The sequence below is a fragment of the Sutcliffiella horikoshii genome (genome assembly GCF_021991925.1).
GTDB lineage: Bacteria > Bacillota > Bacilli > Bacillales > Bacillaceae_I > Sutcliffiella_A > Sutcliffiella_A horikoshii_F.
Genome location: NZ_RXZI01000015.1, coordinates 19,347 through 32,738, shown reverse-complemented (window position 1 = coordinate 32,738; position 13,392 = coordinate 19,347). Strand labels below are relative to the sequence as shown.

Below are 13,392 nucleotides of genomic sequence, written 5' to 3'. Positions count from 1 at the left end.
GAGCAGGAAAAACGCGTGTCATAGCGGTCCAATGAAACACAAAAATGAAAGAGAGCAGCGAAAACGCGTGTCATAGCGACCCAATGAAACACGAAAATGAAACCGAGCAGGGAAAACGCGTGTCATAGCGACCCAATGAAACACAAAAATGAAACCGAGCGGAGAAAACGCGTGTCATAGCGATCAGCAGAAATCACATGCATGCTTGTCCTTCAAAAAAAGACTCCACTAATGGAGCCTTTCCATCTACCCTTCTATCGAACCAAAAACCCCCTTCACTTCCTCCTCCAATTCCCCGATCAACTTAAATTCACTTTTTCTAGGAGTCGTCAATGCCTTCACAATGCTCGAATAGTACCAATGCTGTTTCTCTTTCCCCCGATTAAATCGTTGCCAAATCTTGTCCCCATTTTCTTTAAGGTCCGTTCGAATGGAGCGTAGATTGTGTAATTTATCCGCCACGATTACTTGCAATTCTTCCATGGATGCATGTTTCAATCCATCGATCGTATGCTGTTTCCTTTCTTCCCATGACAGGCTTTTATCATTTTCGGAAGCTGCCACCACCAAATCTGCGACACGGTCGCCAAACTCCTTCACCAGACGCTCATAAGTGGCTTCTGTGTCTTCCAGCGTGTCGTGTAAAATACCCGCAGCAACCACCTCTTCCGAACAGCCTGCACCTTGCAACATCATCCCAACCGCAAAAGGGTGTGTGATATATGGTATCTCCGTCCCTTTTCTTGTTTGGTTCTTATGTGCCTCTGTTGCAAATACAATCGCCTTTTCGATTACATTCATGAAACTCCTCCTATCGTCATTACTTCTATATGATATTTCCATCATACCCCAGTTTCTATCACGTTGGTTACTTAATTCGAATATGCTCCCTCCAGTCACCTCCTGTCCTCCCCTCACATAGCATAGTGGTATTGCTACTAATATAAAGAGGTGTAACTGGATGAAGAATGGAAACTATTTGTTGATTGCTATGGCGGCGTTGGTTATTGCATGTACTGGGCTGACGATACTCCTCTTTTCCAAAACGAACGCTTCCCCGGTGGAAAATGGTGCAGGTTCCCATGGGAATGTTCAAGTCACGATCACCAACAATATTCAAAATAATATCAACGGAAATGCGCAGGTGGATGTTGAAACCACTGTCACCAATGAGATCAACAGTGATGCCACAAATTCTATCGACAATACGATACAAAATAAAGTAGATGGAAGTGGTGATGCGAACCTTTCCAATACCATAGATAATAAGCTTAACGGGAATACGAAAGGCATACTGAACAATAATCTAGACAACCAACTGAATGGCACCGGCACCTATTCGCTTGAAAATAATATGAATAATAATTTTGGCCAGGATGTGAATGTGGATGTAAAGAATTCCACCACGAATAGTTCCGGAGGACGCGATAGTGATGAAGGACAGGAAAATGACGATGGGCAAGGAAATGATCCGGGAGAACTTCCAGAAGTAGTCTGGGGCATTGATTCAGCAAGTGAAACGACCAGCGAATTTATTGCCTGTGTGCGTGAAAACTTCGGGGAACCGGTCATTTTCGGACGCTATCTCGGGGATAAACAAGGTGTTTCTAACGGTTTGACAGCGGAGCAGGTGCAACTGATTCAAGAACAAGGAAGTTACATCCTGCCTATCTATAATCAGTTTGAAAATGCTACTGGATTTGATAATGGGATTTCAGAAGCAGAAGAAGCCATTCAACTGGCACAGGAGATTGGAATCCCAGAAGGCGTGGCCATCTTTGCTAACATTGAGCCCGAATACCCGGTAGATTCCGCATTTATCAGCGGGTGGTTTGAGGCAATCAGCGCATCGCCGTACAAGTCGGGGATATATGGAATATTTGATGAGGAGCGTGCGTTAACCGCTGCCTTTAACGAGGCTGCTGAAAGCAATGCCGCGATTTTGGAAGAAAACGTGATTTGGACGGCATCGCCGAATATTGGCATTACGACAGAAACCGAAGCACCAGAATTCAACCCGGATGCGCCTGAAGGATCTCTAGTTTTGGGTTGGCAGTATGGAATTGATGCAGAGACTTGCAATATTGATACGAATTTGTTTGACCGTGATATCATCGAGGTTCTTTGGGCCCCGTAGAGCACGTGGAGTGTTACTCGATATAAAAAGATCCCCTTGATAAGTTATGTGAACTTATCAGGGGGATTTTTATATTGAATGCCATACTACGCTCTTGCATTCATCCCATCAGGAAAAACCTTTATTTTAAGTGATACCATCTTAAATCTCATCAAACAATCTATAAAATACGAACATTTTATTGTTTACACAATAATAAAGTTCGTATATAATCGTACTTGTGTTTAAATATATTATATTAATTCATTCGTATATTCTTAGAGATATGGTCTAAGAGTTTCTACTAGGAGCCGTAAAATCCTAACTACGAATGGGTGGATCACTCTGCCCATTTTTAGTCTGGATTTTTTGTTGCGTAAAGAATCATCGAACATTACTATGAAAATAATTTTTTAGGGGTGTGTCTCATGGAAAATGTATTTGATTATGAAGATATTCAGTTAGTACCAAATAAATGTGTGGTTAATAGCCGTTCTGAGTGTGATACTACGGTGACACTTGGTGGCCGTCAGTTTAAACTTCCTGTCGTACCAGCCAATATGCAAACAATCATTGATGAAAAGATTGCCCTTTATCTTGCTGAAAATAACTACTTTTACATCATGCACCGCTTTGAGCCACAAAAGCGTCAGGCATTCATTGAAAAAATGCATTCAAAAGGCCTTTACGCTTCCATCAGTGTTGGGGTGAAAGAAGAAGAATATACATTCGTCGAAGAGCTTGCAGCAGCAGATCTTACTCCTGAATACATCACAATCGATATTGCCCATGGGCATTCAAACGCTGTTATCAATATGATTCAGCACATTAAAAAACACTTGCCAGAGAGCTTTGTTATTGCCGGGAATGTTGGTACACCTGAAGCTGTTCGTGAATTGGAACATGCCGGTGCAGATGCAACAAAAGTTGGAATCGGCCCTGGTAAAGTATGTATCACGAAAATTAAAACTGGTTTCGGAACGGGTGGCTGGCAGTTGGCAGCACTTCGCTTGTGTGCAAAAGCAGCAAGCAAACCAATCATCGCAGACGGCGGAATTCGTACACACGGTGACATCGCGAAATCCGTACGTTTCGGTGCAACGATGGTCATGATCGGCTCCCTTTTTGCCGGCCATGAAGAGTCACCAGGCGAAACGAGCGAAGTAGACGGAAAGCTAGTCAAAGAATACTTCGGCTCCGCTTCCGAATTCCAAAAAGGCGAAAAGAAAAACGTAGAAGGCAAAAAAATGTTCGTCGAGCATAAAGGTGCCTTACAAGATACATTGACTGAAATGGAACAAGACCTTCAATCTTCCATCTCCTACGCTGGAGGAACGACTTTGGACTCCATCCGTCACGTAGATTATGTGATTGTGAAGAACTCTATTTTTAATGGGGATAAGGTGTATTAAGGTTTAGAGAAAAAATATGGCAGCATATTTAATCCGGAGGGGTTAGGTATGCTGTTTTTTTGCGTAGGAAACGATATAGATTCGATTACATTTCAGGAATACAGGGAAAAATATAAGAAAAGGAAGGAGGGATACAAATGAGTAATCAAGAACACGATCATCACGTTCATGAAAATCATCCCCATCAACATAGTCTTGCATGTGGTCATACAAAAATACGTCACGATGACCATATCGATTATGTCCATAATGGACACTTGCATCACGAACATAATGGCCATTGGGATGAATGTAAAATTCCCGTAAGTGAAAAGAACCCTGATACTTGCAACGAGACAAGTTGCGGATGTAATCACACAGAAGATTGTGGCCATGAACTAGTGCCACATGGTGATCATATGGATTATTTAGTAAACGGTCGATTACACCATGTACATGGAGACCACTGTGATGATCACGGACCCGTTGAGCTCGTAAGATAATTACCATTGAAACTTATGAAAAAAGGGGGCTAATGAACTTGCATTATAGGCCTCCCTTTTTCTTCTCTTTTTACCCTTCACCTTGACCCATCCATTTACATTTCGTAAATTATCATCATTGCTATTTAGTTATTCGGATTATAAATACAGATCTACGAACCACAATGAAAGTACGCTCCAGCCAGTAAATAAGTATATTGACAACTTTAATTGAAATATATTACTCTTATTACACAGAGAGTTAACCGGTTAACCTGGAGGAAAAGATGAAAAAAACAACTATTAAAGATGTAGCTAAATATGCGGAAGTATCGTCTGCCACCGTATCTTATGTGTTAAACGGTGTAAAAAAAGTATCGGATGATACAAAAAGGCGAGTACTTGAAGCGGTGGAAGTTTTAAATTACTACCCGGATTTTACCGCCATTAGCTTGTCAAAGAAGAAATCCAATCTGATTGGAATAATGCTCCCCTTAGTGGAAGATTCACCTGCTTCGGTGTTTAAGAACAACTTATATTACAATGAGTTTGTAAGCGGAGTGGAGTCAGTCGCTCGAAACCGTAAATTTGATACGATGATTGCAGGTGTTGGAAATCCTGAAGAGTGTAGAAATTGGGTAAAGAAACGAAATTTAGATGGATTGATATTCTTGGGGATGTTTTCCGAAAACTTATACCATGAGTTGAAAGCGCTTAACATTCCGACTGTCCTTATCGATACTTATGAGGAATATACCAATCTATTTGATAATGTAAAAGTAAATGATGAACACGGTGGATACTTAGCAACTAAACATCTAATTGATTTAGGACACGAAGATATCGGTTTTGTCGCTACAAACCTTGAATCAAGCCCTGTCGACACAAATCGTTATGAGGGCTATAAAAAAGCATTACAAGAAGCTGGTCTGGGCTTAGATAAGAAGTTAATTTTTGAAACGAAAGATATTACATTTGATAATGGTTTAAAGCTAGGAAAGAAGATTGTAAACTATGAACGAAAATTAACAGGAATTGTCACGGTGTCAGATGTCCTGGCAATTGGAATCATGAAAGCTCTACAAAAACAAGGTAAACAAGTTCCTGATGATTATTCGATTGTCGGCTTTGATGATTTAACGATAAGTAACTATACGACTCCTAGTTTAACGACAGTCCGACAAGACATTATTGAAAAAGGAAAAACAGCTGGAAACCTACTCTTAAATTCTATTGAATCAACAGATACAGAACATCAAACGGTTGAAATGCCGGTAGAACTAGTCATTAGGGAATCAACCCAGAAACGTAACTAAAAAAATTAAGAAGTGCTATTCAATAACATATAGCACTTTAAATTTTAAAAACGAGGTTAAGCGGTTAACCTGATTTACTTAAAATTGATTAAATTGTAAGAGCTTATAGTCTGAATACTTTATAATCAGCTAACCGATTAACCCTCATGGAAGGTGGTGATAACACTTATTCAACTCGAAAATTAACAAGCTTATCGTATTAATTAAAGGCTCTGTTAAACGTCGCTGGTGATTTCCGCAATATAGGCTTCGCTTTCCGCGGGGCGACAATCTTGAGCCTCCTCGTTTCACTGCGGGGTCTCAAGATTGTCGCTACTCTCCCGCTGGAGTCTACGCCTTTTGCTCCTATCACCAGCTAGAAACAGATTATTATCAACAACTAACTTTAACAAAGCCTAATTAAAAAGGGGGAGAAAATTATGATGAAAAATAAATTGGCTATTCTATCTTCCATTTTAGTATTGATGTTCTTAGTTGCTTGTGGTCCAGACAGAGCACAGAATAGTAATTCAGATACAAGTGAAGCAGGTGCTCCAGAGGAATTATTAGTGTGGACACCAACAGATCAAGCTCCAGCGGTTGAAGAAATTGTAAAAGGATTTACAGATGAAACTGGTATTGCCGTAAAGGTCCTTCCATTTGCGATGGATAAACAAGAAGAGGCATTGTCACTGGATGGTCCGGCTGGAAAAGGTCCTGACTTGTTCTTCCAACCAGGTATCGGAAGCTTGGCAGTGAAAGGGTTAGTTCGACCAATGGAAGTGGATCAAGCAATTCTTGATACGTATTCAGAAGGTTCAGTGGAAGCTTTAAGTTTTGAGGGGGAAGTTTATGGACTTCCTGCTGTCGTAGAGTCACTTGCGCTTTACTATAATAAAGATCTTGTTCCAGAAGCACCGGAAACAATGGCAGATTTAGAAGAAATCGCAGAATCTTTAACCGATATGCCTAACAATAAGTTTGGTTTCTTATATCCTGCAATCGATTTCTATTTCTCCTTTCCATTTATGGCCGGGTATGGAGCAGAGATTTTTGGTCAAGAAAACGATGTCTATAATACGAGCGACATAGGCATAGCAAGCGAGGGAGCTCAACAGGGTGGACAATTAATTCAAAGTTGGTTTGAAAAAGAATACATCCCACAAGGAATAACCATGGATGTGGTAGGTGGTTTATTTACTCAAGGGGATGTAGGTGCCATCATTAATGGTCCTTGGGCACTTAAAGAATTACAAGAAGCACTAGGAGATAAATTAGGAACGGCGCCACTGCCAAAACTTGAGAATGGTGAACATCCTATAACGTTTTTAGGAACAAAAGGCTGGATGCTTTCTGAATTTACGGAGTACCCAAAAGAGGCAACAGAATTAGCAATTTATTTAACAAATGAAGAATCTTTGAGCTATTACTTTGCTGAAACAGGAGAAATGCCGGCGAAATCTTCCATCCTTAGCAGCGAGGAATTTCAAAATGATCCTTTATTAACTGGCTTTGCAACACAACTTGAGCATGCGAATCCTTTCCCTCCAGTCCCTGCACTTTCAGCAGTTTGGGACCCAATGGCAAATGCATTGACATTTATTTCAGAGGGCGATGATGTCAAAGAAACATTAGAAAGTGCAAAAGAGTTAATCCGCCAAGAAATAGAAATGAACTACGAATAAAACAAACTGCCTAGAAGTTATCTTACCTCCAATAGGTAGCTTCTAGGCATTATTTTTTGTAGAAGGCAGTATTAACAGTAGTTCATCTCTCCTCTCAATTAGGGACACCATTCATGTCCCATTCTCGAAACCACCATACAAGAAACTCTCATGTACGGGCTGAGGAGGTGATTTTTGTTGTTTCTTGACTATTTGTGTCGAAACTATTTCCATTTTAGTAAGTTTCATCCATGATGTTTCATATAGTGAATTTTCCCTATCTAATGGAGGTTATCATGGTGACGGTAATAGAAAGATTACTATGGATTATTGAATATCGTAAAGAAGAATTAAATAATTTAAGTTTAACCAAAAGAACCCACGATCCGAGTATTATTAAACTAAGCCAAGAATTAGATAAATTAATATACAAATACCAAAAATTAAATTTGTTTTCTAAGTTCTAGTCCAAGTTTAGTATATACTATTAATTCCTATGATAATTCCATATTAAAGGAGAAACCATATGAATCATAACCGAAAGGTCGTAGTATATATTGCCACCAGCTTAGACGGCTATATCGCCACAAAGGAAGAATCTGTCCACTGGCTCGATGAAACAGAAACAGAGGGAGATAATGGGTTTGCAGCGTTTTATGAAACCATCGATACGGTCATCATGGGGAAGAAAACGTACGATTGGATAATGAACCAAGAGCTTGAGGAGTTTCCTTATAAGGGGAAATCTTGCTACGTGTACACTAACTCTACCAATGCTGTCGACAACGAGGATGTTACCTTCGTTCAGGGTGAAGTCAGCGAACTCATCCATCAGCTTCAACAACAGCCAGGAAAAGATATCTGGATCGTCGGGGGCGGCGAGCTGCTGCATCATTATATCAAGGAAAACCTGGTGGATGGATACATCATTACCATCGCGCCTATCATTCTTGGGAGTGGCATCTCATTATTTAAAGAGCTCGAAAGCAACATTAACCTTAAATTAGAACAAGTGAAAAGATATGCTCAGTTTGCCGAGCTGCGTTTTTCAAAAAAATAGAGCACATCAAATAGCATGTTTAGTCCTAAGGGATTAAACATGCTTTTGTTTTAACGGCTCATCTTACTTAAACCATCCCTTCCATTTAAACCAAATAAACAAGCTTACCCCCATCACGGCCATGAATCCAAGCGCGACAAAGTATCCGTAATGAAAGGTCAGCTCAGGCATATTTTGAAAGTTCATGCCGTATATACCCGCAATAAAAGTCAACGGCGCAAAGATGGAAGTGATGATGGTAAGGATCTTCATGACATTGTTGGATTGATGGGAGTTCAAGGAAAGATAATTATCCCGAATATCCGCCGTTAATTCCCGGTTGGAGGTAATCATGTCAGAGAGCTTCAATAGATGGTCATAAATATCCGCAAAGTACTCTTTCCTTTTCATCACCCCATCCAGGCGATGGGTATGAAGCATGCGATACAACAGATCCCGCATCGGAATGATCGTATGTCGCAGTTCCAATAAGGAATACCTCGTATCAAACAGCTCTTCCATCAGTTGATTCATCGATTTCTCTTGCGTATTTGCCTCAATCTTGTCCAGCTGATCCTCTAGCTTATAAAGGAACGGAAAATAATTATCCACTATGTTGTCGAGAATCTCATAAAACACATAATACTGATCCCAGTTTTCCAGATCTTTTGGCGCCTTGTCCAAACTCTCCCACACCTCATCCACCTCTTTAGAAGGTGCCTGATGAAAACTCACGATAAAATTCTCCCCTAAAAAGAAATTCACTTCCTCTTTATGAAGCTCTTCATCCTTTTCCTGAATACTGTGCGTCACGAAAAAAGTATGATCCTCATAATGATCAAGCTTCGGCCGCTGCAGTCTATGTATACAATCCTCTATCGCCAATGGGTGGAAGTGAAACGTACTATCCAAATGCCTTATTTCCTCTTCGGTCGGCTCGTTAAAGTCAACCCAAATCCATTTATAGGCGTTCCTATCGAGGTTTTCTATATTAATTTTATTGTTAATTTGATGGTCCCTTGTCATTCCAGCGATTCTTATCATCTGGCTTTCCCCTCACATTCGTATAGGATTTTTTATACCCAGTTTTGTGGGGTTTTAAAAGTGTGGGCTGAGGGGACAAGCATGCCAACCCATTTTGGTGCATTTCAACGTATTGGACGACGTTTCCTTTGTAAATATATGGATTGTCAATCATTTAAAGTGATTTATTGTATACTTGAACGGTTTTATTGTATACTTTTGGGCTTTTATTGAATAATTCATCTAGTTTATTGACTAATTCATCTTTTCTCGGCTCAATTGAAAAGATGGCTAACTCCCATTCTCCTCATACCATAGGAAACTATCAATATATCAATATACCATGCAAATATAGTCGATATTACTCGTACTGTTCTCATCCTCTTAATAACAACTTTAAATTTTTGGTTAAACAAACGCTTGTTTAAAAATTATTATATGTAGAAAATTTTCGTGCAGAGCGTTCACGTTTAGAAGGACGGCCCTACCTTTAAAAAATATTTTGAGGTATCTACTTTATGGAAGAAGTATAAGTGAGTTCCACTAATTAATGAGAGAAGAAGCAGAGGTCCGTCCACTGCTTCTTAAGTTTTGTGGGATATTAAAAGTGGGATGAATCATTCTACATGCTCTAATTCCTCTAACCTTTTATTTGTTGAAAAACTAATCTGATAGATATTATCCTTACTTTCTACCCAATATTCATAAGTAACCTCTGGTTCATTTTCAAAAACAACACCAATATAATATGGGTTTCGATGTTTAAAGCCGTCCTTACGGTGAGGAACAGTGGAAATCGTCCATTCTTCATTTGGATAATGCTCCTCTAAGTATGGTCTTAGTAATTGCACTTTCTTATCAATTTGCGCATCGATCCAAAAGGGACGGGCGAGAAAAAATATGCAATAAGATATGAATATAAGCAACGCTAATAACCAACCGGTTTTTCGCCATCTGCCTTTTAGAAAGAGTGCAATAATTAGGATTGAGACAATGATGCCCCCGACAATCATTAATTCTATTATTTCTGTTGGATGCATTATACCTGTCCTCCTTTACTAAGCCTCTCCTGCCTAAATAGTCATCTTCCAACTCGACAGCGCCAGCCAATTTTCCTGCTCTTTATAATCAGGCGATATTTTTCCTACAAGTCGCCAAAAGGATCGGTCGTGATTGAGATGCACCATATGGCACATTTCGTGTACTACTACATAATCAATTACTTTCATGGGAGCCATCGCCAACTTCCAATTGAAAGTTAACTGTAATTGGGAATCACAGGTTCCCAATGTAGTCTTACTATCAGAGATACGGATAGACCGTGGTTTTACTTTAAAGTTACTTTGATAGGACCTTACACTCTTCTCCACTATAGCTTTGCATTGCTGGTAATAAAATCTCTTTAAAGCTTGTTTTATCTTTCCGTCCTCCACCTGTTTCACATATACATTGATATGTTTCTCATCAAACACGACATAATCTTGTTCAATAGTAGTATCTTGATAAACCTTTACAGGATAGGTGTTTCCTAAATAAAGAACCCTCTCCTCCTGACTGTATTCCTTCTCCTGCTGCCCAAGCAGTCTGTCCTTCATTTCCTTCGATTTTTCTTGAATCAGTTCCCACCTTGCCTCCAGCAACTGAATCACTTTATCATCCTGTGTACCTTTAGGAGCCTGGACTTCCACATTTCCATAAACGTCCATATGAATTGCAATGGATTTGCGATTTTTGTATTTTATCTCAAAATGGATGGTTTCTCCTGAATATGTATGTATCATTATATCACCTTACTTCAATGTACTTTTTCAAGTAATTATATTTGATTTTGCTTGGAAAAAGTAGCGGTGATTAATTCCTTACTCCAAAATCCCAAAAGGAAGCCCGTCTGGCATGCACTTCATAGTTGATAACTTCTTGCGGAAGCGTGTGTCTCACTCGAATGAATTATGGGTCGGCTCGGTCCATATTATTGATCCAATGAAAAAGAATGTGTGTCTTTACGTTACGCAAGAAATAAAAAGAAGCATCCTTTAACTTAACTGAATGTTAGCATTTCACTCTCACTTACTATCATATCCTTTTATTCAAGGATTGAGGGGCGTTATTACATCATGCCGCCCGTAGGTTGCTAGAGTGTAATATTATTAACTATGAGTGCAAAAATTCGGTAAACCAATGTTTCCGATGTTTTTGGTTGTAACTTATTTAACGGGGATTTACCGTTTTTTATGGGTGTGCGTTAGCAAAATCTTGTAGATATAGTTTTACCGTTGTTCACGCACTCTACGAGAATTGGATGATGATTACAAATAGAATGGTAATGGTGTAGTTGTTTGTTTATTTATATTACTTATAATACGATTCACCGTGATTATTTAAGAGGCAAAAAAAAAGACAGGAGAAATACTTTCCTGTCTTTTTTTAGGTACTTTATATTTTAAATGGAACACGATTTTGAGTCGTGCGCGTCTGCCAATTCCGCAACTTCGATAAATTTTCACTTTCAAGTACTTATAGTTAATTTGCTATTAAAAAGATTAAGGAGGGGGTAATTTAAATAGCAAGAATTTTCCCCTATAAAATGTCCTTGCACACCTTTACATATATAATATCTTATTTCCGCTTAATTTGTATATCTAAACCCAAGAAATCTGTCTTTGTTATTGTTTCCTCTTTTTAATTTAGCAACGATTAATCCCTTTTTATCAAAATCATTAAAAACTTCTTGTTCTAATTCATCAATGTTTACGGTAATAAAATACTGACCTTTTCCTATACCTTTTAATAGGTTATCTACATAGTTTAGTAGTCTTTCTTTAGCATGTTTGTCAGGTTTAGAGTACGAACCATCATGAATAAGTAAAGGTACTTTTCCTCCTTCATTTTTCAATCCATTTACAAACCATGTCAAATCAAACATGTTTATTTTCATATAAAGTCTACCATGTGATTTTTCATCATCAATTTGGCAATTTATTTCTATTCTACCTGTTGAGTTATTAATACCAGTCTTGTTATTCAGTTCAAATTCAAGAATACCAGATTCCTTATATGCTTTTTTAACAAAATCATTAAATAGCTTCTGTATTTCACTAACTTTATTTTGAAAGTTAGTATAAATATTTTGCTTTATTTCAGTTAATCTTAATACTTCAGTTTTTAATTTATTAATTTGGGATGTTACATCTGATTTCTCTTTATAAAGATTAATTTTCACTCTAATTTCTGCAAGTTCTTCAAATTTCTCATTTTTTTCTTCGTTAATTCTTGAAAAGTCAGATATAATGTCTGTATTAATAAAAGCTAACGATTTTTTAGATAATGCATTTCCTATCTTGTTTAATTCTTTTGACTTTTCTTTTATTTGATCATCTATATTTTCAATTTTATGTCTAAAGTATTCACCTCTATTATCCACCATAAAATTATAGAAGTATTGGATTTGTTCATAATTTTGCTTTATATCTTCGGGGAAATATCCTATTAATTGTTCATAAAATGGTTCTAAATCATTAAGTAATTTTATTTCTTCAATTTTCTCTTCTAAATCGTTTATGTTTTTCTCATATTGCTTTTTTATATGTTCTAATTCGAATATTGAATTTTGTACTTTGTTATATTCATCCTTAGAATAACTGTATTCATTTGCATCCCTTTGAAGTTTTTCGGTGAATTTAACATTCATAATAATTTCGTCTAGCTCTCTAATTTCATTATTAATTTTTTCTTCTTTTAATTTCAAGTCACCAATTTCATTTTTCAAAGAATTTATAAGAGAAAGCTTTTTATTAAGTTCCTTTTGTTCTTTTTTTATTTTTGAAATATCAAATTCAAAATCAAAAGGTAAACCAAATAAATAGGCAAAATACATTGCTTCATATATAGGCGTTCTATTTGGTAACTTAATATCTATGAATCCTTTCTTCTCATCTCTAATTATGTATTCTCTTAAAGAAGAAAACGCTGGTTCCTTCTCACTTTGGTCAATAAGAAAATTATTTATAAATGCTTTATACTCTTCTTTTACTGTCCATTGACCTAAATCAAACGTTAATGAATTTGAATATAGAACGTAACCTATATCTGGCTGGTTAATTAGTCTTCCTAAAAATACATTTTCTCCATCTTTTATGACTTGCAGAATAAGAAAGATATCTTTGTTAATTAAAGCTTCTTTTCCTTTAAAATCATTAGGGCATGAACCACCTAATAGGAAGTTAATAGATTCTACCATTGTTGTTTTACCAACACCATTTGTTTCCTGACCCTCTTCTTTTCGTTCCCCTAAAATTACGTTTAACCCACATTCATTAAAAGTATATTCTTTAAATACTTCTTTGTTGCTGTAACTATAAATTATTAAACTTTTAAATATCATT

12 protein-coding genes and 1 riboswitch are annotated in these 13,392 nt (G+C 37.5%); of the genes, 7 read left to right on the top strand and 5 right to left on the bottom strand.

Features of this window, described 5'->3' with window-relative positions:
- Positions 1-246: 246 nt before the first annotated feature.
- Positions 247-801 carry an HD domain-containing protein gene (locus EKQ44_RS20935; protein ID WP_237665447.1) on the bottom strand — a complete coding sequence of 185 codons (555 nt, stop codon included), beginning with the start codon at positions 799-801 and terminating at the stop codon, positions 247-249.
- A gap of 160 nt (positions 802-961) precedes the next feature.
- Here EKQ44_RS20935 and EKQ44_RS20930 point away from each other — a divergent pair, with 160 nt between their 5' ends.
- The 7 genes from EKQ44_RS20930 (at position 962) to EKQ44_RS20905 (ending at position 8,008) form a co-directional block, all read left to right on the top strand.
- Complete coding sequence (locus tag EKQ44_RS20930) at positions 962-2,137, top strand: glycoside hydrolase domain-containing protein (RefSeq protein WP_237665446.1); 1,176 nt, start codon at positions 962-964, stop codon at positions 2,135-2,137.
- Positions 2,138-2,364: 227 nt separating this feature from the next.
- Positions 2,365-2,464, top strand: a riboswitch (purine riboswitch).
- Positions 2,465-2,544: 80 nt separating this feature from the next.
- Positions 2,545-3,528: a GMP reductase gene (gene guaC / locus EKQ44_RS20925; protein WP_237665445.1), complete on the top strand. Its 984-nt coding sequence runs from the start codon at positions 2,545-2,547 to the stop codon at positions 3,526-3,528.
- Between the two features lie 137 nt (positions 3,529-3,665).
- Positions 3,666-4,010 (top strand): hypothetical protein, encoded by a 345-nt coding sequence (locus tag EKQ44_RS20920; protein ID WP_237665444.1) that lies wholly within the window; start codon positions 3,666-3,668, stop codon positions 4,008-4,010.
- 266 nt (positions 4,011-4,276) lie between these two features.
- On the top strand, positions 4,277-5,305 hold the full coding sequence (locus tag EKQ44_RS20915) for a LacI family DNA-binding transcriptional regulator (protein ID WP_237665443.1): 1,029 nt from the start codon (positions 4,277-4,279) through the stop codon (positions 5,303-5,305).
- Between the two features lie 419 nt (positions 5,306-5,724).
- Positions 5,725-6,969: a sugar ABC transporter substrate-binding protein gene (locus tag EKQ44_RS20910; RefSeq protein WP_237665442.1), complete on the top strand. Its 1,245-nt coding sequence runs from the start codon at positions 5,725-5,727 to the stop codon at positions 6,967-6,969.
- A 230-nt stretch (positions 6,970-7,199) separates the two neighbouring features.
- Positions 7,200-7,415, top strand: coding sequence for a Spo0E family sporulation regulatory protein-aspartic acid phosphatase (locus EKQ44_RS21650; RefSeq protein ID WP_414491349.1), 216 nt, complete (start codon positions 7,200-7,202; stop codon positions 7,413-7,415).
- A 59-nt stretch (positions 7,416-7,474) separates the two neighbouring features.
- Complete coding sequence (locus EKQ44_RS20905; RefSeq protein ID WP_237665441.1) at positions 7,475-8,008, top strand: dihydrofolate reductase family protein; 534 nt, start codon at positions 7,475-7,477, stop codon at positions 8,006-8,008.
- A 63-nt stretch (positions 8,009-8,071) separates the two neighbouring features.
- Here EKQ44_RS20905 and corA read toward each other — a convergent pair whose 3' ends face one another.
- The 4 genes from corA to EKQ44_RS20885 form a co-directional block, all read right to left on the bottom strand.
- Positions 8,072-9,031 carry a magnesium/cobalt transporter CorA gene (corA, locus tag EKQ44_RS20900; RefSeq protein ID WP_237665440.1) on the bottom strand — a complete coding sequence of 320 codons (960 nt, stop codon included), beginning with the start codon at positions 9,029-9,031 and terminating at the stop codon, positions 8,072-8,074.
- A 596-nt stretch (positions 9,032-9,627) separates the two neighbouring features.
- Positions 9,628-10,050, bottom strand: coding sequence for a DUF3139 domain-containing protein (locus EKQ44_RS20895; RefSeq protein ID WP_237665439.1), 423 nt, complete (start codon positions 10,048-10,050; stop codon positions 9,628-9,630).
- A gap of 33 nt (positions 10,051-10,083) precedes the next feature.
- The gene (locus EKQ44_RS20890) at positions 10,084-10,791 is read right to left on the bottom strand and encodes a M48 family metallopeptidase (RefSeq protein ID WP_237665438.1); all 708 of its coding nucleotides are present in this window, start codon (positions 10,789-10,791) and stop codon (positions 10,084-10,086) included.
- Positions 10,792-11,636: 845 nt separating this feature from the next.
- The gene (locus EKQ44_RS20885; RefSeq protein ID WP_237665437.1) at positions 11,637-13,391 is read right to left on the bottom strand and encodes a DUF2326 domain-containing protein; all 1,755 of its coding nucleotides are present in this window, start codon (positions 13,389-13,391) and stop codon (positions 11,637-11,639) included.
- Position 13,392 lies beyond the last annotated feature (1 nt).

What these genes read in the sequence shown, in the direction of transcription:
- EKQ44_RS20935 (WP_237665447.1), bottom strand. Translation starts at nt 801, where the DNA reads ATGAATGTAATCGAAAAGGCGATTGTATTTGCAACAGAGGCACATAAG.
- EKQ44_RS20930 (WP_237665446.1), top strand. Translation starts at nt 962, where the DNA reads ATGAAGAATGGAAACTATTTGTTGATTGCTATGGCGGCGTTGGTTATT.
- guaC (WP_237665445.1), top strand. Translation starts at nt 2,545, where the DNA reads ATGGAAAATGTATTTGATTATGAAGATATTCAGTTAGTACCAAATAAA.
- EKQ44_RS20920 (WP_237665444.1), top strand. Translation starts at nt 3,666, where the DNA reads ATGAGTAATCAAGAACACGATCATCACGTTCATGAAAATCATCCCCAT.
- EKQ44_RS20915 (WP_237665443.1), top strand. Translation starts at nt 4,277, where the DNA reads ATGAAAAAAACAACTATTAAAGATGTAGCTAAATATGCGGAAGTATCG.
- EKQ44_RS20910 (WP_237665442.1), top strand. Translation starts at nt 5,725, where the DNA reads ATGATGAAAAATAAATTGGCTATTCTATCTTCCATTTTAGTATTGATG.
- EKQ44_RS21650 (WP_414491349.1), top strand. Translation starts at nt 7,200, where the DNA reads ATGATGTTTCATATAGTGAATTTTCCCTATCTAATGGAGGTTATCATG.
- EKQ44_RS20905 (WP_237665441.1), top strand. Translation starts at nt 7,475, where the DNA reads ATGAATCATAACCGAAAGGTCGTAGTATATATTGCCACCAGCTTAGAC.
- corA (WP_237665440.1), bottom strand. Translation starts at nt 9,031, where the DNA reads ATGATAAGAATCGCTGGAATGACAAGGGACCATCAAATTAACAATAAA.
- EKQ44_RS20895 (WP_237665439.1), bottom strand. Translation starts at nt 10,050, where the DNA reads ATGCATCCAACAGAAATAATAGAATTAATGATTGTCGGGGGCATCATT.
- EKQ44_RS20890 (WP_237665438.1), bottom strand. Translation starts at nt 10,791, where the DNA reads ATGATACATACATATTCAGGAGAAACCATCCATTTTGAGATAAAATAC.
- EKQ44_RS20885 (WP_237665437.1), bottom strand. Translation starts at nt 13,391, where the DNA reads ATGATATTTAAAAGTTTAATAATTTATAGTTACAGCAACAAAGAAGTA.